Origin of the sequence: Hafnia psychrotolerans (assembly GCF_014639435.1) — a bacterium.
Classification (GTDB): domain Bacteria; phylum Pseudomonadota; class Gammaproteobacteria; order Enterobacterales; family Enterobacteriaceae; genus Ewingella; species Ewingella psychrotolerans.
This window is the reverse complement of the sequence record NZ_BMFZ01000014.1, coordinates 35,802-58,010: the sequence shown is the minus strand read 5'-3', so window position 1 is coordinate 58,010 and position 22,209 is coordinate 35,802. Positions and strand designations below refer to the sequence as shown.

At 52.5% G+C, this 22,209-nt stretch carries 19 protein-coding genes; 5 read left to right on the top strand and 14 right to left on the bottom strand.

Annotation, left to right across the window (positions count from 1 at the left end):
- Window positions 1-17: 17 nt before the first annotated feature.
- The 8 genes from IEV89_RS19890 to rppH form a co-directional block, all read right to left on the bottom strand.
- Window positions 18-356 carry a prepilin-type N-terminal cleavage/methylation domain-containing protein gene (locus IEV89_RS19890; RefSeq protein WP_188475253.1) on the bottom strand — a complete coding sequence of 113 codons (339 nt, stop codon included), beginning with the start codon at window positions 354-356 and terminating at the stop codon, window positions 18-20.
- Complete coding sequence (locus IEV89_RS19885; protein WP_188475252.1) at window positions 340-861, bottom strand: YgdB family protein; 522 nt, start codon at window positions 859-861, stop codon at window positions 340-342. The genes IEV89_RS19890 and IEV89_RS19885 overlap by 17 nt, the downstream gene beginning before the upstream one ends.
- The gene (locus IEV89_RS19880; protein WP_188475251.1) at window positions 858-1,445 is read right to left on the bottom strand and encodes a prepilin peptidase-dependent protein; all 588 of its coding nucleotides are present in this window, start codon (window positions 1,443-1,445) and stop codon (window positions 858-860) included. Before IEV89_RS19880 ends, IEV89_RS19885 begins: the two co-directional genes overlap by 4 nt.
- On the bottom strand, window positions 1,436-1,933 hold the full coding sequence (locus IEV89_RS19875; RefSeq protein WP_229746543.1) for a prepilin peptidase-dependent protein: 498 nt from the start codon (window positions 1,931-1,933) through the stop codon (window positions 1,436-1,438). The genes IEV89_RS19880 and IEV89_RS19875 overlap by 10 nt, the downstream gene beginning before the upstream one ends.
- A 251-nt stretch (window positions 1,934-2,184) precedes the next feature.
- Window positions 2,185-2,979 (bottom strand): thymidylate synthase, encoded by a 795-nt coding sequence (thyA, locus tag IEV89_RS19870; RefSeq protein ID WP_188475250.1) that lies wholly within the window; start codon window positions 2,977-2,979, stop codon window positions 2,185-2,187.
- 6 nt (window positions 2,980-2,985) lie between these two features.
- Window positions 2,986-3,855 carry a prolipoprotein diacylglyceryl transferase gene (lgt, locus tag IEV89_RS19865; protein ID WP_188475249.1) on the bottom strand — a complete coding sequence of 290 codons (870 nt, stop codon included), beginning with the start codon at window positions 3,853-3,855 and terminating at the stop codon, window positions 2,986-2,988.
- Between the two features lie 173 nt (window positions 3,856-4,028).
- Window positions 4,029-6,275 carry a phosphoenolpyruvate--protein phosphotransferase gene (gene ptsP / locus IEV89_RS19860; RefSeq protein WP_188475248.1) on the bottom strand — a complete coding sequence of 749 codons (2,247 nt, stop codon included), beginning with the start codon at window positions 6,273-6,275 and terminating at the stop codon, window positions 4,029-4,031.
- A gap of 11 nt (window positions 6,276-6,286) precedes the next feature.
- A complete protein-coding gene (gene rppH, locus IEV89_RS19855; RefSeq protein ID WP_188475247.1) occupies window positions 6,287-6,814 on the bottom strand; it encodes an RNA pyrophosphohydrolase in 528 nt (175 codons plus the stop codon).
- A 695-nt stretch (window positions 6,815-7,509) separates the two neighbouring features.
- Between rppH and mutH the strand changes: the two genes are divergently transcribed.
- The 3 genes from mutH to IEV89_RS19840 all read left to right on the top strand — a co-directional run bounded on the left by mutH (window position 7,510) and on the right by IEV89_RS19840 (window position 9,863).
- Window positions 7,510-8,196: a DNA mismatch repair endonuclease MutH gene (gene mutH, locus IEV89_RS19850; RefSeq protein WP_188475246.1), complete on the top strand. Its 687-nt coding sequence runs from the start codon at window positions 7,510-7,512 to the stop codon at window positions 8,194-8,196.
- Between the two features lie 129 nt (window positions 8,197-8,325).
- Complete coding sequence (locus tag IEV89_RS19845; RefSeq protein WP_188475312.1) at window positions 8,326-8,544, top strand: YgdI/YgdR family lipoprotein; 219 nt, start codon at window positions 8,326-8,328, stop codon at window positions 8,542-8,544.
- 278 nt (window positions 8,545-8,822) lie between these two features.
- A complete protein-coding gene (locus IEV89_RS19840; protein WP_188475245.1) occupies window positions 8,823-9,863 on the top strand; it encodes an NADP(H)-dependent aldo-keto reductase in 1,041 nt (346 codons plus the stop codon).
- Window positions 9,864-9,926: 63 nt separating this feature from the next.
- Here IEV89_RS19840 and lplT read toward each other — a convergent pair whose 3' ends face one another.
- The 3 genes from lplT to IEV89_RS19825 form a co-directional block, all read right to left on the bottom strand.
- On the bottom strand, window positions 9,927-11,144 hold the full coding sequence (gene lplT, locus IEV89_RS19835; RefSeq protein ID WP_188475244.1) for a lysophospholipid transporter LplT: 1,218 nt from the start codon (window positions 11,142-11,144) through the stop codon (window positions 9,927-9,929).
- On the bottom strand, window positions 11,141-13,306 hold the full coding sequence (gene aas / locus IEV89_RS19830) for a bifunctional acyl-ACP--phospholipid O-acyltransferase/long-chain-fatty-acid--ACP ligase (protein WP_188475243.1): 2,166 nt from the start codon (window positions 13,304-13,306) through the stop codon (window positions 11,141-11,143). Before aas ends, lplT begins: the two co-directional genes overlap by 4 nt.
- 368 nt (window positions 13,307-13,674) lie before the next feature.
- Window positions 13,675-15,939, bottom strand: coding sequence for a molybdopterin guanine dinucleotide-containing S/N-oxide reductase (locus IEV89_RS19825; protein WP_188475242.1), 2,265 nt, complete (start codon window positions 15,937-15,939; stop codon window positions 13,675-13,677).
- Between the two features lie 264 nt (window positions 15,940-16,203).
- Between IEV89_RS19825 and galR the strand changes: the two genes are divergently transcribed.
- Window positions 16,204-17,208: an HTH-type transcriptional regulator GalR gene (gene galR, locus IEV89_RS19820; RefSeq protein WP_188475241.1), complete on the top strand. Its 1,005-nt coding sequence runs from the start codon at window positions 16,204-16,206 to the stop codon at window positions 17,206-17,208.
- A 197-nt stretch (window positions 17,209-17,405) separates the two neighbouring features.
- On the opposite strand, the gene lysA is transcribed toward galR, so the two are convergent.
- Window positions 17,406-18,668 carry a diaminopimelate decarboxylase gene (lysA, locus tag IEV89_RS19815; protein ID WP_188475240.1) on the bottom strand — a complete coding sequence of 421 codons (1,263 nt, stop codon included), beginning with the start codon at window positions 18,666-18,668 and terminating at the stop codon, window positions 17,406-17,408.
- 138 nt (window positions 18,669-18,806) lie between these two features.
- Here lysA and IEV89_RS19810 point away from each other — a divergent pair, with 138 nt between their 5' ends.
- Complete coding sequence (locus IEV89_RS19810; protein WP_188475239.1) at window positions 18,807-19,742, top strand: LysR family transcriptional regulator; 936 nt, start codon at window positions 18,807-18,809, stop codon at window positions 19,740-19,742.
- Between the two features lie 82 nt (window positions 19,743-19,824).
- On the opposite strand, the gene IEV89_RS19805 is transcribed toward IEV89_RS19810, so the two are convergent.
- Together IEV89_RS19805 and IEV89_RS19800 are read right to left on the bottom strand one after the other, a co-directional pair.
- On the bottom strand, window positions 19,825-20,988 hold the full coding sequence (locus IEV89_RS19805; protein ID WP_188475238.1) for an MFS transporter: 1,164 nt from the start codon (window positions 20,986-20,988) through the stop codon (window positions 19,825-19,827).
- Between the two features lie 201 nt (window positions 20,989-21,189).
- Window positions 21,190-22,098, bottom strand: coding sequence for a LysR family transcriptional regulator (locus tag IEV89_RS19800; protein ID WP_188475237.1), 909 nt, complete (start codon window positions 22,096-22,098; stop codon window positions 21,190-21,192).
- Between the last annotated feature and the right edge of the window lie 111 nt (window positions 22,099-22,209).

Sequence of the window (22,209 nt, the reverse complement as noted above, 5' to 3'; positions counted from 1 at the left end):
CGCAGGCTTTATGACGCTCATAGACTCGGTGAAACAGTGGGGTCACATATTATGCGAGAGGACTGCGCGACATATCCTAATGGAGTTTGAATACGTGCAGTCACGATTTTACAACCTGCAGGTCCAGCGGCTGACGTGATCTGACTCTGCCAACCCGCCAGAGTCATTGCATAACCTTTACCCATTATCGAATAGGTATCAAGTTGAGCATGTACTGCGGACCAGGCCTGCCTGAATTGCCACTGCCGTATAAAACCTTGCGTCAGCGCCTGATAATATTGCAGCAAACCCAGAAGTGAAACGGCCAACAACAAAGTGGCAATCAAGGCTTCCGTCAAACTAAATCCCTTTTCCATCAGTTGCCTCCGTGTGGGTTGCCTCACAATAGGTCGCGTCAGACTCGGGGCAAAAGTCCAGATACCCCTGCTTAAGCGCCACCAGAACATATCTTCCCCCTGAGATTGTTATCGCGGTTGCTTGCTGATAGAGCGTGAGTGGCGCCCCATCGCCTATTCTCGGCCCTTCCCCTTTGAGCAAAAAAATCCCCTCCCGCAATGAGGGGCGCATACAGCTATTCAGTGGTTGCCCCAAGCCGGCCGCACTCAGGTTTCTCTGCTGGCACTGCCAGCCATTCCCAGAAGGTATTGCCCAAGATTGTTGCATCCCCCAGTTGAGCGATGATTCCGCCTGTTCCCATTCGAGGAAGTAACGATGCTCATTAGCAGTAATTAACAGTGCACCCGATAAATGCTGCCCCAGAGTCGTGAGGACCAAAAGGCCGAGCGACATCATCATCACAATACTCAATATCATTGCACTGCCGCGCTCATGACCACCTGCCTGACCGCTAACCGCCCTCACAGCTGATGCCCTGCCACGTGCGTTTCAATCCGCCGATGAATAACAGGCGCATCCCTCCATCTGGCTGACAGAACGATTGAATACAGATGGGCATTCTTCGGCGAAATAGTGTCTGTGATCTTAAATTCAGTCACTTGCACCTCCGAGGGATCCAGAAGCTTTTCCCAACCGCTCTCAGAGCAATGTTGTGTTCCTCGCTGTGTTTCGATCCCACTATCGCGCAATCGATAGCCAAAATAATCTGACTCACTGCTGCCTGGCGGATCCCAGCGGCCGTTGCGGTTCAGGTCATACAGAATAATCACGCAAGAACGCGCGGCTTCACCACGACTATTACCTATCATTACGGCCTTTCCTTCGCACTCACCATTGCAAAATCCTGCACGCCGCAAGTCCTTTTCAATATTGAACGCCACCCCTCTGAGAAGTTGCTCCAGTTGGAAGTGTCGACTAAGGCTTTGGCTGCGCTGACGTAACATCGGGTAGAGCTGTGCCGCACTGAGCATTAGCATGCTGCCAATACTGATTGCCATCAGCACCTCGGGCAGTGTGAAGCCTTGTGAGCGACCTTGATTCAGAGACATACCGGTGAGCCCGGCATAGGTTTGCCTTCACTGCATAATCTGATCCGTCCTCGGGCTGAAAGAACCAGGCGAATACTGCCCGCAGAATTTCTCAATGTGATATGTCCCGCCTGGGCGGCATTACGTATGCCATAGAACCCCATGACTTTCTCCGTGAAATCGAGGATTTCCATGTCGGGTTCAGACACCATAAAGTGCGCCATACTGTCAGAAGACGTGCAACTTGCCGGACGCAATGAATAACCGACACAGCCTTGAACCCCGCCTATGGCCCATAAGATGATTGAACGGTTATAAGCATTAGCTTGCGTCTGTAAACTAATGAGATAGAGCCTTAGTCTCTGGGCATTTTGTTCAAGACGAAGTGCCTGCTGGTAACTCTGCCAACTGTGCATTCCCCACAGGCTACAGATGCTAATCAGCATAATCACCACCAAGATTTCTATCAGGCTCATGCCCTGCTGTTTTGAGTCATAGGCTGTTTTCATGCGGAGATTTTACTCAACCGTATTGAGCCAACAACTGACAAAGTAAGGCTTTCCAGCCATCATCTGGAATATTTTTGAGGATTAGTTTTACACAACAAACATTATGCGATATGGCTCGCAAGACGGTAATACAGGCAGGAATTGTTATGGAGAAAACCAGAATAACGTGTAGAAAAGGGGACAGGAAACTGAAACCGACTTTTTAGCAAGAAAGATCCCCCGCCAGCGTGAGCCAACGGGGAAACCAAGGCTTAAATAGCGACCAGCGCTTTGATCGCAGGATGCGGATCATAACCTTCGATATCAAAGTCTTCGAAACGATAGTCAAACAGCGAGGCTGGCTTACGTTTGATGATGAGTTTAGGCAACGCTCGTGGTGCACGGCTCAGTTGCAAATGCGTCTGATCCATATGGTTGTTGTACAGATGCGTATCACCGCCCGTCCAGACGAAGTCACCCACTTCCAGGTCACACTGCTGGGCCATCATATGAACTAATAGAGCATAGCTGGCGATATTGAAAGGCAACCCGAGAAAGATGTCGCAAGAACGTTGGTATAGCTGGCAGGAGAGCTTGCCATCAGCCACATAGAACTGGAAAAACGCGTGGCAAGGTGCCAGCGCCATTTGATCCAGCTCCCCAACATTCCATGCAGAAACGATAATGCGCCGGGAGTTCGGGTCCTGTTTCAACTGGTTTACCACATTGGCCAACTGGTCGATCTGCTGGCCGTCGGCAGAGCCCCAGGCGCGCCATTGCTTGCCATATACCGGACCCAGATCGCCATTTTCATCGGCCCACTCGTCCCAGATAGAGACGTTATTTTCATGCAGATAAGCGACGTTGGTTTCACCTTTCAGGAACCATAACAGCTCATGAATGATGGAGCGCAAATGACATTTTTTAGTGGTAACCAGCGGAAAGCCATCTTGCAGATTGAAACGCATCTGATGACCGAAAATTGACACCGTCCCCGTACCGGTACGATCAGCTTTAGGTGTGCCCTCATCAAGCACTTTCTGCATTAAATCCAGATACTGTTTCATGTTACCTCACGACAACTGTTTTTGCGGGCGGCGATAGGCCCAGATCATCACGATGATACCGATGACAATCATTGGAACGGAAAGGATTTGCCCCATGCTGAGGAAACCGTCAAACAAGCCAAGTTGAGCATCTGGCTGGCGGTAATGTTCAACGATGCTGCGGAAAGTACCATAACCAATCAAGAACAGACCCGACACTGCACCCATTGGGCGCGGTTTGCGGATAAACAGGTTGAGGATGATAAACAACACCACACCTTCAAGCAGCAGTTCATACAACTGTGACGGATGACGCGGCAGAACACCGTATTGGTCTAGCAATGGCTGCCATTTAGGGTTAGCCGCGGCGATAGCGATATCTTCCTGGCGAGAGCCTGGAAACAGCATCGCCCATGGCACATCGGTCGTCACTCGGCCCCACAATTCACCGTTAATGAAGTTACCCAAACGACCGGCACCTAATCCAAACGGGATCAGCGGAGCAATGAAGTCGGCAACCTGGAAGAAAGTGCGTTTGGTACGACGCGCAAACCACAGCATGACCAAGATGACGCCGATCAAACCACCGTGGAAGGACATTCCACCGTCCCAGACTTTGAATAAATAGAGCGGATTTTCGAGGAACAAAGGCAGGTTATAAAACAGTACATAACCGATGCGGCCACCGACGAAAACACCGAGGAAACCGGCATACAGCAGATTCTCAACTTCATCTTTTGTCCAGCCACTGCCTGGCTTGTTAGCCCGGCGAACGGCTAGCCACATTGCAAAGACAAAACCGACCAGATACATCAGGCCATACCAGTGCAGAGAAACCGGTCCTATGGAGAAAATGACCGGGTCAAACTTGGGAAACGCCAGATAGCTGTTACTCATCTATCACCCTAAATAGTTTATTGTTATCGCCCGGTTAGGGGTCGGCAGGGGCAGGATCATAGCACAGGCAATGCTTGGCGCGGACCAGACAGTCCGGAAAATTTCTGTAAAAAAACATCACACACCCTACTTCCGGAGCAGCCAATGCATCGCATCTTAAGAATTTAGGGTATTTATTTACCGCCGCGGATCAGACCGCCCAACCCACGTCTTTCCATGAAAGCCGCTGTCATGTGGCGAACATCAGTCGTGAATTGCGCCTCAAGTGCTCTGCGGGCAAGTTCCTGTGCGTCCACCAAATCAATATGGCGTAACAGATATTTAATACGTGCCACGCTGCGTCCGTTCATGCTGAGATTGCGATACCCCATACCGGTTAGCAACAGCGCTCCCATCGGATCCCCCGCCATTTCACCGCAAATACTAAGGGATAAATCGGCAGTTTCGGCATCGGCCACGATCTGTTTAAGCACCCGCAGCATGGCCGGATGCAGACTGTCATATAACCCGGCAACCCGGGTATTATTACGATCAACGGCCAGCAGATATTGTGTTAAGTCGTTGGTTCCAACTGAAAGAAAGTCGACCCGGCCAGCCAGCGAAGGCAACATAAAGATCATCGATGGCACTTCGATCATCACGCCAATACGCGTTTTAGGTAAGTCGTAACCGAGTTGTTCCTGCACCTCGCGCGCGGCACGATCGATCAAACGACGCGCCTCATCAATCTCTTCAAGGCTGGTGATCATCGGCAGCAGAATACCAAGGTTGCCCGTCGCCGCATTCGCTCGCAGCATGGCGCGAACCTGAATCAGGAAAATTTCTGGCTGGTCGAGGGTGATGCGGATACCGCGCCAGCCAAGACAAGGGTTCTCCTCGCTGATTGGCATGTAGGGCAGTTGCTTGTCAGAACCAATATCCAACGTACGCAAGGTCACTGGCTTGGTAGGAAACAGCTGCAGCATCCCCTGATACTGCGCAACCTGTTCCTCTTCAGACGGAAAACCACTTTGTAACATAAAAGGGATTTCGGTGCGGTAGAGGCCCACGCCATCAACGCGACTGCCGAACAGCTTTTCGTGATCCGCGCTCAGGCCAGCATTAAGCATCACCTGAACCCGCTCACCGGTTTTCATCGCCGCAGGTTGTTCAACGTCATCTTCCGCACGCTGACTGAGTTCCATCTCTTCGCTGATCAACCGCTTATACTCGTTAACCAGCACCGGCTCAGGATCGATCAACAGCTCGCCGCGGTAACCATCGACAATCAGTTGGCGCTGATTGAGCAGGGACGGTTGAATATCTGCCCCCATGATCGTTGGCACGCCCATGGCGCGCACGAGGATCGCCGCATGGGAGTTAGAGGCACCATCACGCACAACCACCCCAGCCAGCCGATCCTGGGGGACTTCAGCCAGTAAGGTGGCGCTCAATTCATCCGTTACCAGAATAAAACGCTCTGGCCACTGGGTATTCCCCTGAATAGTGTCATCAAGATGGAAAACCAACCGCTGCCCGAGCGCCCGAAGATCACTGCCGCGTTCTCGCATGTAAGTGTCTTGCAGGCTGGCAAACTGCGCGGCAAATGCCTCCACGACTTTTTTGACCGCCCACTCCGCCACGGAGCCTTTATCGATTTCAGCGAAGAGCTCACGCTTTAGCCGCGCGTCATTAAGCAAGTGTGAATAGAGGTCAAAAATGGCAGCACTTTCTTTCTGCGCGCTGGCACTAAAACGCTTACTGAAACGACGAAACTCGGCACCGGCATCCTCCAGAGCGCGGGTCAGACGCTCACGCTCACGCACCGTGTCCAAGGTGGACGCCATATAGACCTGATCTAACGAAGGTTGCGTGCTGTCCTGCCAGCCAGTACCAATAGCTACACCTGGGGAAGCAGCCAGCGCTTTAACTCGGGTTTGACGAAAGCGGCCGTAGAGGACGTTGAGCTGAGCCAGGGACAAAATGCCCGCGAGCTGGTTAGCAAGCGTAACCATGAAAGACTCTTCACTTTCATCGAATTGCCGGTGTTCACGCTGCTGGATAACCAGCACGCCAAGTAACTGGCGACGGTGAATAATCGGCACACCGAGGAAGGATCGAAACAGATCTTCTTTTACCTGGGGGATATATTTGAAGCTGGGGTGACTTTGCGCGTCGGCGAGGTTAATGGGTTCAGCCAGTCGCCCGACCAACCCGACAATGCCCTCGTCGAACGCCAACGCAATAGTACGCCCGCGAGGTTTTTTCAAACCTCGCGTCGCCATTAGGTAGTAACAACGGCGGTCATTGTCAGCGAGATAAACGGAACAGACTTCGGTATCCATCGCCAGGCAGGTTTCATTGACCAACACATCCAGCGCATCATTCAGGCTGGACGTCATCGCTACCTTTTCAACAATTTCTCGCAAACGCGTGAGCATTTCTTCGTGACTTAGCCTCTTTTACGGCGATAAACGGATGACGTTCGGAGCATGGATGTTTCCTGCATTGGCATCACAGTCATGGAAAACTCCTTCATAACGCGACGATAAACATCACGTTTGAATGACACGACCTGACGCACCGGATACCAGAAACTCACCCAGCGCCAACCATCAAATTCTGGCGTACTGCTGCGCTGCATGTTGATATCTGCATCATTACATACCAATTGCAGCAGGAACCATTTTTGCTTTTGGCCGATACATACCGGCTTTGTATCCCAACGCACCAAACGTTTTGGCAATTTATAGCGTAACCAGTTGCGGGTCGAAGCCAGAATACGCACGTCTTTTCTGCCAAGACCCACCTCTTCAAACAGCTCACGGTACATGGCCTGTTCAGCAGTTTCACCGGAGTTGATGCCCCCTTGAGGAAACTGCCATGAGTGCTGGCCATATCGTCTGGCCCATAAAACCTGGCCCTGTTTGTCACAGATTACGATACCAACATTCGGGCGGTAGCCATCATCATCGATCACCGGACTACCTCAATAAGCTCAAAATCATAGATGTTCTGATTGTTTCATACTACCAACAGGCGGTAAACCACTGCTTCGTCCCTATCTTCACGAATAAAAAAGGGATAACTCACACGAAAAAGTAAAGTTATAAACAGGCAACCCTAAACAAGTGCAACTTTATTCACTTTTTCTGTGGATAGACATGTGAAGAACTTCATAACAAGAGGGGTAAAACTATTTTAAGCTTTTTCCTACTCAGTTTTTAAATTCAATTTAAATCAATAATTTTCAATCATTTAAAAACAACTCACAGCTTCTCCACTGGTTTAATTTATGACTTTAACGGCACTGTGGATGATGGCTGGCGAAAGAACAACCAACGGTGTTTTTATCCACAGATAAAAGCTATCCATTGACTAATTATGGGACAAAATGACAAAAAACCCCCACAGTCAAGCCTGTAAATCAAACCAGTGATCCCTATAAGTGTGGGTTATCCAGAAAATCTGTGGATAAGTAGGGGGAAGATCCTGTTCATTGTCTGCTTCAACTGTGAGTTAACCTTAAATGATCCGCCAGGATAATGGGACTTTTCGAAAAAAAACCCACGATAAATCATGCTATTATTCGGGGTAGTCGCGGGTATAACTTTTAATTGTATCCAGCGCACAGCCTGCGTATAAAAATCAACCAACTATTGCGGAACTTGCTGCATGTCGATTCCACTGCCCACTATCGAACCACCTCGCGACGAACAAACGTTGCTGGCACGCGCACAATCACTCGCGGGTTATTCTCTGGGGCAATTAGCCGAGAACGCTAATCTGGCTATCCCGCCAGATTTAAAACGCGAAAAAGGCTGGGTGGGCATGTTGCTGGAAGTCTATCTGGGTGCAATGGCAGGCAGTAAACCCGAGCAAGATTTTGCCGAGATCGGTATCGAACTTAAAACCATCCCTATTGATGCTGCGGGCAAACCTCTGGAGACCACTTTTGTATGTGTCGCACCGTTGACCGGTAACAGCGGAGTGACCTGGGAAAGTAGCCATGTCCGACATAAACTGGCACGCGTACTGTGGATCCCGGTAGAAGGAGAACGTCAGATCCCGCTGTCAGAAAGAAGAATTGGCGCGCCACTGCTGTGGAGCCCTTCCCATGACGAGGAACAACAGTTGCGTCTGGACTGGGAGGAGTTGATGGATTTGATCGTGCTGGGAAAAGTAGAAACCATTACCGCTCGTCACGGCGAAGTATTACAGCTACGTCCTAAAGGCGCTAATAGTAAAGCGTTGACAGAAGCCATCGGCGAGTTTGGTCAGCCCATCATGACGCTACCGCGTGGGTTCTACCTCAAAAAGAGCTTTACCGGACCTCTGCTCGCGCGACATTTTCTGCTTTAGCCGATGTTTGTTTTTAACAATAAACAAAAATAAACATCTTTCACCTAACCTAACCCAGAGGTTTTGCTATCCTGATAACAGTTTGAACAAGCCCATGATGAAGGAATAGCAATGATGAAAGGAAAAGCAATGAATAAAGGCTTATTGATACTCAGCGCAGCGCTGATTGTAGTGGGTCTGGCGGGTTGTGCCAGTGATTATGTCATTTCAACCAAAGACGGCAGCATGATACTGACAGACGGCAAACCTAAATTGGATAAATCAACCGGGTTGTTGAGTTATACCGACGATCAAGGTAATGAACGTCAAATCAATAACGACAACGTCAGCCAGGTAATGAAACGCTAAGCGTTTGAGAAAAAACATTCCAGATGGGTACCAGCGGGGAGTCACCGCTGGCACCCACCCTTATTAACGCCAGCCTGACCATTTCCTGCCGAACTCAGCTTGCCGCTTCCCCCATCCGCATCGCTTGTATATAGTCAGATATCGTCTCTGACGCACAGACAACGGTAAAAACCGATAACGTCTAAACGTGAAAATAGATTTCATCCTGGAAAGAAATACAAAGTTAGTTAAGGCACGTTTTATCAGCCTGACATCCTCAAAAGTAAGGAAGACCGGCAATGCAATATCACCGTATACCCCACAGTTCTTTAGAAGTGAGCTTATTGGGACTTGGCACCATGACATTTGGTGAACAGAACAGCGAAGCCGAAGCCCATCAACAGCTGGATTACGCCGTCGCTGCTGGCATCAATCTGATTGATACGGCAGAAATGTATCCGGTGCCGCCACGCCCGCAAACGCAGGGACTGACTGAAAGCTATATTGGCAGTTGGCTGAAAGCCCGCGGCAATCGCGAAAAGATCGTGTTGGCCAGTAAAGTTTCCGGACCTTCACGCGGCAGCGACAACGCCATCCGTCCAGATCAATACCTGGATCGCAAGAACATCCGTGCGGCACTTGATGCCAGCCTCAAGCGTTTGAATACCGACTATCTGGATCTTTATCAATTACACTGGCCACAACGTCCAACGAACTTCTTTGGTAAATTGAGTTATCAGTACACCGAAGACAGCTCACCGGTCACCATTCTGGAAACACTGGAAGCGCTGAATGAGCAGGTGCGTGCCGGGAAAATTCGCTACATAGGCGTATCCAATGAAACACCATGGGGTGTGATGCGTTATCTGCAACTGGCAGAGAAACACGATCTTCCACGCATTGTGTCGATTCAAAACCCCTACAGCCTGCTAAACCGCAGTTTTGAGATTGGTCTGGCAGAGATTAGCCAACATGAAGGCGTAGAACTTCTGGCCTACTCAAGCTTGGCTTTCGGTACGCTAAGCGGCAAATACCTCAACGGTGCAAAACCGGCGAATGCACGTAATACGCTATTCAGCCGCTTTACCCGCTACTCTTCGCCGCAGTCTGAAGCCGCCGTGGCCGAATATGTGACTCTGGCCCAAAAGCACAACCTGGACCCATCACAGATGGCACTGGCCTTTGTCCGTCAGCAACCTTTTGTCGCCAGTACCTTGCTCGGCGCGACATCACTGGAGCAATTGAAGATCAACATTGATAGCCAGAACCTGACGCTGGGAGAGGATGTGCTTAACGCGCTGGAAGAGATCCATAAACGCTTTACCATTCCTGCGCCGTGATCGCGATTTCAGACATTAAAAAGGGCGCAATCTGCGCCCTTTCGTTTTTGTTCCAACAATGAATTATGACGACGACAGGCTGCGACGCTTTTGCATCACCTGCCATACCCACAGCGCGGTAATGGCCAGAGCGAAGATCACGCCAAAACCAATACCAATGCCCACGACCGGTACTCCTGCCATGACCACCAGCGAATACAAGCCAAGCATCAGCAGCATCGCGGTGTTCTCACCGAGATTCTGCACCGCAATCGCGTTACCCGCGCCGACCGACTCTTTACCTCGATGCTGCAACAGCGCATTAAGTGGCACCACAAAGAACCCGCCGAGGATCCCCATAATCACCAGTAACAAGTAGCTGTTCAACATATTGGTTTGCAAAGCAAAAACAACGACTGCGATACCAATCGCCACACCAGCAGGTAGGCAGCGTTTGACCGTTTTGAGGGTGATCAGTTTAGCGGCCGCAGCGGCACCCACCACGATACCGATCGCCACCATGGCGTTAAGCAGCGTTGGGGTTTTGTTGTCAGTAATACCGAGCGCTACCGGCACCCACAACACCAGCAGAAAACGCAGCGTGACGCCTGCGCCCCAGAACAAGCTGGTTCCGACCAGTGAGAAACGGGTTTCGCCGTCGTTCCACAAAATTCGACAGGCGCGGAAAAAGGTGCCCGTTATGGCTTTCGGCTTCCATGACTGCCCCGGACGGGCCGCCGTAAGCTTAGGAATAAACCAGTTCGCCACCACGGCCGCTGCATAAGCCAGCACACAGACGCTCAGTGCCGCCAAAATACTCCAGTCAGCCAGCGAGCCACCGGCCACCGAGCCCAGCAAAATAGCAGCGATAGTTGAAGCTTCCATCAGACCATTGGCTTTGACCAGCTGTTCGCCTTCGGTAATTTCACCGAGGATGCCGTACTTAGCGGGTGAATAGGCTGCCGCACCAATCCCAACCAGCGTATAACCGAGGAACGGATTCAGTCCGGCGCAAATAACGGCCGCTCCTGCCAGTTTGAGGATATTGGCAAACATCATCACTCTGCCCTTGGCAAAACTGTCTGCGAACTGACCGACAAACGGCGCGAGAATGATGTAAGTGGCGACGAAAGCCATTTGTAAAATGGGCTGACTCCAGTCGGGATAGAGTTGTTGCTTAATCAATGCCAGTGCGGCAAACAGCAGCGCGTTATCGCCGAAAGCTGACAGGAACTGCGCAACGATCACCGCAGTCATGCTACGCGACATGAGCGGGGATTTTGCAAGTAAGGGCTGGATCATGCCTCATTCTCCGGTTTTTCTGCCATCTCGCGCAGGGTGACAAAGTCAGGTTTACCGCTGCCGAGTAGCGGCAGCGCTTTGATCACGCGAATATCGCGCGGCACAGTGAGTTCAGGCAGCCCGAGTTCGCGGGCGGCTTTGGAGAGTGCATCGCGGCGCAGTTCGCCATCGGTGGTAAACAGCACTAACGCTTCACCTTTGCTGCTGTCACTGCGCGACGTCGCGGCGTGCTGAGCATCAGGCGAGGCTTTCAGTGCCAGCTGTTCTACACTTTCGAGCGAGACCATTTCACCGGCCAGTTTCGCAAAGCGCTTCACGCGGCCCTTAATGGCACAGAAACCCTGCTCATCAAGCGTGACGATATCACCGGTGTCGTACCAGCCGGCTTGCATATCACCATCAGCATTTTCGGCCTGCGGCGTCTCCAGTACACCGGGGTTTTCCACCCGCAGATAGCCTTTCATAATATTCGGCCCGCGCAGTTGTAAACGCCCCCCCACGTCAATACCCGGTACCGCAATCAAACGCGATTCCATACCCGGCATAATGCGACCCACGGTGTTAATTTTAGTGGCCATAGGGACATTGATAGAGACGACGGGCGCACATTCCGTCACGCCATAGCCTTCCAAAATGCGGATACCGAATTTGTCCTGCCAGATTTGCTTGGTGCTTTCAGACAACTTCTCGGCGCCAGCCACCACGTAACGCAAACGAGCGAAATCATACGGATGGGCGAAGCGAGCGTAGTGACCGAGGAAAGTCGAGGTGCCAAATAGCACGGTGCAGTTCTGATCGTAAACCAGCTCCGGCACGATGCGATAATGCAGCGGGCTTGGGTAGAGGAACACTCGCGCACCGGTAATGAGTGGTGTCAGTAGCCCAACGGTCAGGCCAAAAGCGTGAAACAGCGGCAACGACGACATAAAGCGGTCGCGCGGCGTGAAGTCTGCAATAGTGCGGATTTGCTCGACGTTGGCCAGCAGGCTGGCATGGGAATGCACGACGCCCTTCGGATTGCCTTCCGAACCGGAAGTAAACAGCACCAGCGCTGCATCGTCGGCTTTTTGTGGCAGCATCGCCCGGCGTGGGAAGATCAGATGGAAAAGGATCCACAGCTTATCTTTGGTGCTGACGGTATCTTTTAGATCTTCCAGATAGACCCATTTCGCGTCCGGGACGTTCTCCGGCAGATGCGTTAATTTGCCTTTTTCCAAAAACTGGCGCGAGGTGATAATGGTTTCAATCTTCGCCGCTTTCATCGCGCTGTTGATACCTTTGGCACCCGACGTATAGTTAAGCAGCGCCGGAATACGGTTACGCATTGAAGCGCCGAACAGTGCTGCAGCCATAATAGTGGCGTTCGGCAGCAACATCCCGACATGTTCACCTTCACGGGTGAAGCATTGCAGAATACGGCTCACGCCCAGAGATTTTTTCAGCAATCCCTGATAACTGTCCTCTTTGAAAGCGATGTCCGCAATACAAGGTTTACGGCGGCCATAACGGGTCTGTGCGGACAGCAATGCCTGATAGAGCGTCTCGGGTTCGCGGGTGTTCATCCGCGCATCCATCATGATGTCATGCAACGTCTGTCCCGCCAGTATGCGACGTTCACGGGCGCGCGGGGCATCCGGTATCGGTATCTGCTGTGGCGGCAAAATGTTGATCGTGATTTTTGGGAACCAGCGGATTTTGAAGCTACCGAACAGGCGGCCGAACGGCGTGTACTCTGCACCGTCAATACGCACAGGTATCACGGTGGCCTGTGACTTCGCGGCCACAAAAGCGGCGCCGTCGTAAATCTTCATCAGTGAACCGGTGACGGTGATGCGGCCTTCAGGGAACACCACCACCGGACGCCCCTTTTCAACTTCGCGCACCAACCGTTTAATCGCCATCGGCTTGGTCGGATCCAGCGGCACAAAGTCGACATAAGGTTTCAACCATTGCATATACCCACTCTCGGTAATGCTGGAATAGACTGCAAACACTGGCTTGACCGGCAAGAACAGCACCAACAGCACGCCGTCGATAAACGAAACATGGTTCGGTGTGATCAGGAGTTTGGGATAATCAAAATTGGCGTTGGCGGGTGTGACCGTAACGCGAAACGCCAGGCGGAACAGCAGCCTGAAAAATTGAAAAAGAAAGTTGTACATCCAAGCCATCTCCTTATGAGTCATTCCTGATTCTGAAAGAAGAAAAAGGTTAAGGAAGCAGCATACTATAGGAGCAAGGAATTTTACGACGGGTAGGTGAAAGTTTAGGAGAGTCCCGTATTTAGCGATGCAAAAAAGCAAAAAAAAACCTACGCATCCGCGTAGGTTGGTGCAAATTTAATCGGTATCAACATACAGAGTACGCTGATGATTCACCAATCAATACCTCTGGGACGTTCAATTTAGCCGTTTTGCCCTATTCCCTGCCAGCAGCCAATAGCAACATAATCCCGCAAAGTGTAACCAGTGGTGAAAAACTGTCTGAGTTCAGTCATTAATGACACATCAGACAGTCACCCGATAAAATTTCATGTGTTTATACCGGCAACCTCCACCAGGCAGCTCATGGCATTCGGCCCCTGGGTCAGTGGTGACGTGCCGATATCTAGCGTCAGTACGTTGGGGTTACCCGCCTGTTCAGTCTCCTGCCATTTGCCGCCAAAGCCTGGGTCAAACCATGCACCGGTCGCCATCAATACGACCCCACGGGTGATCCCGTCATTGAGCGATATACCCGCCAGACAACTACCGCGATCGTTGGAGACTTTCACCAGCGCCCCATTTTGAAGCCCGCGCACAGCCGCATCCTCAGGGTGCATCATCAACGTTTCTTTGCCTGCCGTTTTATTCGACTGCGCTAACGGGGACTGATCCAGCTGGCTGTGCAGACGATCTTTCGGCTGAATAGAAATCAGGTGCAGCGGCCATTGTTTAGCGATGTCAGCCCCAAGCCACTCTACCGGTGGCTTCCATTCAGGATGACCTGCAAAATCCTGATAGCCGTAGCTGGCGATTTTCTCAGAGAACAGTTCAATTTTTCCGCTCTGGGTACCGAGCGGATTGGCGCGCGGGCTTTTACGAAATTCCTCGAAAAACACGAAATCTTTCTGCGGCATCGGCAACTCAACAAAGCCACGCTCCCAGAAGCTTTCAAAATCCGGCCACTCCACGCCCGTGCCGTTTTGCGCTTCACCACATTTTTGGTAAATATGACGCAGCCAGGCATCTTCGTCACGGCCCTGGGTGAACGGCTCGCGGTAGCCCAGACGCTCAGCCAGATCGGCAAATATGTCGAAGTCATTACGCGCCTGATGCTGAGGCGCAATCGCCTGATGCATCGCCAGCACGAAGCGGTCGCGGGACGAACCCCCAATATCATTACGCTCAAGTGTCGTGGTGGCCGGTAATACGATGTCCGCCATTTTGGCGGCCGGTGTCCAGACATTGTCTTGCACAATCACTGTGTCCGGTTTCTGCCACCCTTCCACCAGCCGGTTAAGCTGCTGGTGGTGATGGAACGGATTACCACCAGACCAGTGCACCAGATGAATATCCGGGTAGTTCAGCGTTTCCCCCTGAAACTGATAAGGCTGGCCGGGGTTGAGCAGCATGTCGCTGATACGCGCCACTGGGATCGACAAACCGGATGGATTTGGCCCAGCGCTGACCGCTGGCCCCGGCGTGTCAAAACGTGGGTTGCCGACGCTATTCATCGAACCGTGGCCGAATGAGAAGCCACCGCCTGGCAGACCGACCTGCCCGAGCATGGCTGAAAGGGCAATCATCATCCAGTAAGGTTGCTCGCCGCGATGGGCGCGCTGAACCGAGTAAGAGCAGGTGATGAAGCTGCGCACGCCAATCAACTGCTGCGCCAACCGAGCAATACGCTCTGCCGGAATACCCGTGATCAGACTCGCCCACTCGGGTGTTTTTGCCACGCCGTCAGTTTTGCCTTGCAGATAGGCTACCAGTTGCGGATACCCCACGCAGTGGCTGGCGAGAAAGTCATCATCCTGAGCACCCTGACGCTGAATTTCGAAGGCTAGCGCCATCATCAGTGCGGCATCCGTATTGGGACGGATGGGGATCCACTCGGCATTGAGAAAGGCCGGGCAGTCATCACGCATTGGGCTGATATTAATCACTGGCGTGCCTTTCTTCGCCAACTGCTCCAGCGCCGGTTTCAGCGTGTGCTCCACCGCACCGCCGGACGCCACCTGAGCGTTTTTCAATGCCAGGCCGCCAAAGGCCAGCAGGATCTCCGCGTTGTGCACTACGCTCGGCCATGACGTGACACGCCCGGTCATAGGGGTAAAAGTGCCAATCACATAAGGAAGGAAGAATTGTGCTGAGCCCCAGCTATAGTTGCCCTGCTGATCCACACCGCCACCGCCGGTGAAATAAAAACGTCGCACCAGTGATCGCGCATGATGAAGACGACCGGCGGAAGACCAGCCATAGGACCCGTTGAAAATACCGGATGCACCATAGCGATCACGCACACGTTTGTTCTCCGCCGCCACCAGATCCAGCGCCAGATCCCAGTCCACTTCGACAAAATCTTCTTTACCACGCAGCGTACGGTCGCTGTTTTCTCGCTTTTGCAGCCACGAACGGCGCACCGCCGGTTTACGGATGCGCTTATCGGAATACACCAGTGGGACGATGGAGTCGAGCAAGGGTGAAGGGTCAGCATCCGCAGAGTGAGGCTCACAGCGGATTAAGCGCCCGTCTTCCACCACGGCGGTATAGGCTCCCCAGTGAGCCAGTTGCGGATAGCGTTTGATTGTCATGTTGTTCTCTGATGGGATTATTATAGGCAAGTGAATAACGTTAAAAATAGCATTGCTGGTGACGGTAACTCAAAGCACAAATATCGATAATCGCTGAGTTTTACAGAGGAAGCTGGTTTTAATCAGCCCTTATCTTTTGAACCACTGATCCACAAAACATTGTCTTGCATCACAAAGTTACGATCTGCATCCCTTGTCCCACCGCGCTTTTTCCGCAAAACTGATAATGTAAACGCTTACCCTCACACAAACTTTGGACGTGTAATGGCTACCATCAAAGATGTTGCAAAACTGGCAGGTGTCTCCGTTGCGACGGTTTCACGCGTGATTAACCACTCACCCAAGGCCAGTGACAGCTCGCGAGAAGCGGTGCAGATCGCCATGCAACATCTGCAGTATCATCCTAATGCCAATGCGCGAGCGCTGGCACAGCAATCGACTGAAACCCTCGGCCTGATTGTCGCGGACGTCTCAGACCCTTTCTTTGGTGCCATGGTAAAAGCCGTGGAACAAGTGGCCTATGCTACCGGCAATTTTCTGCTGATCGGCAACGGTTATCACAATGTCGAGAAAGAGCGTCAAGCGATTGAACAGTTGATCCGTCACCGCTGTGCAGCGTTGGTGGTCCACGCAAAAATGCTGCCTGACGACGAGCTGCAAAACCTCATGCAACAGATCCCGGGTATGGTGCTGGTCAACCGCACTTTGCCTAATTTCGAACAACGCTGCGTAGCCCTTGATGACCGCCACGGCTCATGGCTGGCGACCCGTCATCTGATCCAGAGCGGCCACCAGCGCATTGCCATTTTGTGTTCAAACCACGGTATTTCTGATGCCAAAGATCGCCTGCAAGGCTATCTCGATGCCCTAAAAGAGCACAACATTCCCGTCGACGACAAACTGATCGCTTACGGAGAACCGGATGAAATTGGCGGCGAGCAGGCCATGGCTGATTTACTGGGATTAGGGCGCCACTTCACCGCAGTGACTTGCTACAACGACTCGATGGCGGCCGGTGCGCTTTCGGTGTTAAGCGATAACAGCATTGATGTGCCGGAAGAGATCTCACTGATTGGTTTTGATGATGTGCTGATTTCCCGCTACCTGCGCCCGCGTCTGACCACGATTCGCTACCCGGTGGTGGCAATGGCAAATCAGGCGGCACAGCTGGCTCTCGCCTTAGCTAAAGGTCAGCCGCTGCCGGAAACAACCCATATGTTCAGCCCGACGTTAGTACGCCGACACTCGGTGAGCGGCCCTGCGAGATAAACACCCGTCATACTGCCAGCGACAGGGCATTGGCGGCAACTCGAAGGATACTGCCTGATATTTTAAGACGTGTGATTTAACCTACCGCTGAACGTGGTGGGATTGTGCCGGTGTTCGCGGGCATTCTTCTTGTACTCAGCCATACCGGGGCCTTTTGCCTAATCAGACAGAAAGTAGGCCCCGTGAATGCCTGCCGATTAAATCAGTTCAAGTGCCAGTAACTCTTCGATCGTTTGACGGCGGCGAATCAAACGCGGTTCGCCTTTTTCAAACAGCACTTCCGGCAGTAACGGGCGGCTGTTGTAGTTTGAAGACATCGATGCGCCATACGCGCCGGTATCGTGGAACACCAGATAATCACCGATATGGACTTCAGGCAACGGGAACGTCTCAATACCGCCGCCCGCTTCCTGCGTAAACACATCACCGGACTCACACAACGGGCCGGCAATCACTGAGTCAATAAGCGGTTGTCCACTGAGGTCCCGGCCATCGGCAGGCAGCAGCGAAATATGGTGGTAACTGCCGTACATCGCCGGGCGCATCAAATCGTTAAAACCGGCATCACACAACACGAAGTGACGGCTTCCCATATTTTTCGATGCCCGCACCTGCGCCACTAACACCCCCGCCTCGGCGACCAGAAAACGACCTGGTTCGATTTCCAGATGGACGTCATGACCGAAATGCGCGGCAATCTGTTCCCGCGCGCGGTTCCATAAACCATAATAATGCGCGGTATCTATGGCTTCTTCGCCGAAACGGTAAGGAATAGACAACCCCCCACCGGCTGAAATAGCCTCAATATCATGGCCCATTTCAATCACCTGACGCGCCATAGCATCGCACACCTGTTCAAGATGCGCATAATCCACGCCGGAGCCGATATGCATATGAATGCCAATCAGTTTCAGGTCATAACGCGCTATCTCGGCCAGCGCGGCGGACAAATCGGCATACCAGATCCCGTGTTTGCTGTTTTCACCGCCGGTATTGGTCTTCTGACTGTGCCCATGACCGAAGCCCGGATTGACGCGCAACCACACCGGATGTCCCGCCTTCTGGCGGCCAATTTGCCCCAGCATGTCAATGGAACCGGCGTTGACCGGAATATCCAGTTCTATCACTCGGTCGAGAGTCGGTTGATCCAGGACATCAGCGGTAAAGACAATCTCGCTGGCGTCACGGCCCGGTTTAAAGCCTGCCAGCAGCGCACGTTCAATCTCGCCGAGCGACACAGAATCCACCTTGACACCCTGTTCACGCATCAGACGCAAAATATGAATGTTCGAGCAAGCCTTCTGCGCAAAACGGATCACATCAAACTGGCGCAACTGCGCAATACGCTGGCTAATGATCTGTGCGTCATAGGCCCAGACCGGGCAGCCGTATTGCTGTGTCAGCGCCAGAAGATTGGCGGCATTCAGCGCGGTGGAGGTGTCATTTAAGGCGCGTGGCATAAGAAGTCCTGAGATCCGAGAAATTAAGTTAACCTGAGTATCGCCGATTCACACACTGCGGGAAAATATCTTCTTTGCACCAGTCTATTCATTTATGATATGGATATTGCCCGCTAAGCATCCTCTGCGGAGAGCCTGATGCCCACCCTTTCCCTGCGCCATATCGAGATTTTTCACGCCGTTATGACCACCGGCAATCTGACCGAAGCCGCTGCGCTGCTCAACACCTCTCAGCCTACGGTAAGCCGTGAATTAGCCCGCTGCGAAAAACTTTTGAATTTACAACTCTTCGAGCGCCTGCGCGGACGCCTCTTTCCGACCGTGCAAGGACTGAGATTGTTCGAGGAAGTGCAGCGATCCTATTACGGACTGGACCGCATCGTCAGCGCGGCAGAAGGCATCCGCCAGTTTGAACAGGCACAGCTCTCCATTGTCTGTTTGCCGGTGTTCAGTCAGTCTCTGTTACCTGCGGTGTGCAAGCCCTTTCTGGACCGTTACCCGGACGTCAGTTTTAACATTGTGCCGCAGGAATCGCCGCTGCTGGAAGAGTGGTTATCGGCGCAGCGCCACGATCTCGGGCTGACCGAAAATACTCATACGCCGGCCGGTACCGAGCGGCAACCGTTACTGACGCTGAATGAAGTGTGCGTATTGCCCGCCGGGCATGTGCTGGCAGCTAAAAATCGTCTGACACCAGAGGATTTTTCTGGCCACAATTTTATCAGCCTATCGGCCACCGACAGCTACCGACAGTTGTTCGATTCATTGTTCAATGAGCATCAGGTTAACCGTCGTCTGGTGATGGAAACCCACAGTGCGGCGTCGGTGTGCAGCATGGTGCGCGAGGGCATCGGCGTGTCGATAGTCAATCCGCTCACTGCTCTGGATTACGTCGAGAGGGGCGAAAGCGGCATGGTGGTGCGAGCATTAAGCCTGTCAGTCCCCTTCACCATCAGCCTGATTCGCCCGCTGCATCGGCCTGCATCGGCACTGGTGACGACGTTCATCGAACATTGCCATCAGCAGGCGCAGCGGTTTGCGCAGCGTCTGGAATATGCGCTGAAACAGTCATAGAATCCGAAAAATAGACGATAAGCAGCGAGAGCTCCAATCCAATATCACGATGAGTCGTGGCTCTACGCTATCACCGTAAAGGTCAGGCCACGGCTTTAACCGTTTTCTTCGCCGCGCGGCGGAATGTCACAATACACAACAAAAAGCCGACCAGGCCAAGGCTGGCAGCGGCCAGCGGCACGGCTGTCAGACCAAGACCCCGAGCAATCACTGCCCCACCGACCCAGGCACCTAGCGCATTACCCACATTAAACGCCGCAATGTTAAGGGTAGAAACCAGATTCGGCGCGTTTTTACCGTAAGTCACCACGTTAATCTGCAACGCCGGCACAGCAGCAAAACTGACCATCGCCCAGAAGAACAGCGTCACTTCAGCGGTCAGCAGATTCGTGCTGGTCCAGCGGAACAGCGCAGAGAACACCACGATCAGCAGAAAAATCACCGTCAGAGTGGCCCCTAATCGCCAATCGGCCAAACGCCCGCCGACCACATTCCCTATCGTCAAACCCAGACCAATCAGCAACAGTGTCAAACTGACGCCGTGCTCGGAAATGCCGGTAATTTCAGTGAGCATCGGGGCAATATAGGTGAACAATGCAAACATCGCTGCGGCGAAAAATACCGTGATCGACAACGATAGCCAGAGGCCAAGACCGCGCAGCGCGCCCATCTCTTTGCGTAAATCGGTAGGTTCTTCCTCTTTCTTATCCGGCAGATTTTTATACAGCGCGAACAGCGATGCGACGCCGATAAGCGCGACGGCCCAGAAGGTCGAACGCCAACCCAGAGCCTGACCGAGTGCGGTGCCGAGTGGCACACCCAATACGTTCGCCAGCGTCAGGCCGGTGAACATCAACGCCACGGCAGAAGCCCGGCGATTGGGTGCCACCAAATTGGCGGCCACGACGGCACCAATGCCAAAAAAGGCACCGTGACACAGCGCAGTGATCACTCGCGCCAGCATCAGGAAACCGTAGCTGTAAGACAAGGCGCACATCAGATTACCGAATATGAAAATCACCATCAGCAACAGCAGGGTTTTCTTGCGCGGTAATTTCGCCGTCAGTACCGCCATGATCGGCGCACCGATTGCCACGCCCAGCGCATATCCGCTGATAAGCCAGCCCGCCAGCGGAATACTGACCTGTAAATCGTTCGCCACATTGGGCAACAACCCCATGATGACAAATTCGGTTGTGCCGATGGCAAACGCACTTAACGCCAGTGCCAGAAGTGAAACAGGCATAAAATTCCCCGTGGTTTATCTATTATTGTTAGAAGAATGTTTCATAGCAGCACAGAAATACCACGCAGATCACACTTTTGACCAGTGACGATGGCACAAATTGCCATGTAATTTGGATTAACTCAATGATGTTTAAGGGTTATGAAAATGTGGGTAAACGGTTTTAAAAAATAGCGCCGACAGCATCAACCAGACTATTTTTCAGTACTCAGTGATAACCAGCTGTGGGTGCTCCGCAAACCACACCACCAAAAAGTCCAGCAACGCCCGCAGCGCAGCGGGCATTTGCCGACGAGAAGCGTAAATCGCATAAATGCCCATCTTTTGCGGTTGCCACTGCGACAGCAGCGTCACCAATTGTCCACTGGCAACCAGCGGTGCAGCAGAGTAATAAGGTTGCATCACAATGCCTGCACCTTCCACCGCGCCGGTCAGTAGCACCAGTGATTCATTGGCGCTGAGATTACCACTGACGGGGATTGCCGTTTTCTCGCCATCGCGCTCAAACTGCCACAGACTTTTGCTGAAATAGCTGTACGTCAGACAGTTGTGCAATGTTAAATCCTGAGGTTGTTGCGGCGTGCCGTGCGCTGCCAGATAGGCCGGTGCCGCGCACACGACTGACGGACACTGCGCCAGCGGGCGGGCTATCAAGTTGGGATCAAGATCGTTGGTGATGCGCAGCGCCAGATCGATGCGATCTTCCACCAGATTGATCGCCCGGCTCTCCAGTTGCAGATCGATGCTGACTTGCGGATGACGGCGCAAAAACTCGGCCACGGCGATCACCACCGCTCCCTGACCGAAAGATTGCGAACAACTCAGGCGAAGTAATCCGTGCAAAGCGTCGTTCTGACTTTCCCCGACGCTGACCATCTCCGCTGCCACCGCCAACATTTTACGGCAGCGTGTCAGCGTGTTTTCACCGGCATCCGTGAGACTCAATTTGCGGGTCGAGCGGTGCAGCAGACGTGCACCTGACCATTTTTCCATTTCAGATAAATAGCGCGTCACCATCGCCCGTGACATATTCAGCGACTCAGCGGCACTGACCATACTGCCGCGTTCGACAATGGCGACAAAAACTTCAGCAGCGGTAATTCTGTCCATAGATTGATCCGATTTACGCAACAAACAGTTGCGCATTATCCGGTTTTTCTCCCGCACTATGCAACGTAGAGTATGTGCTTACCAAACGTTATTATTTTACTTTGTTACCGT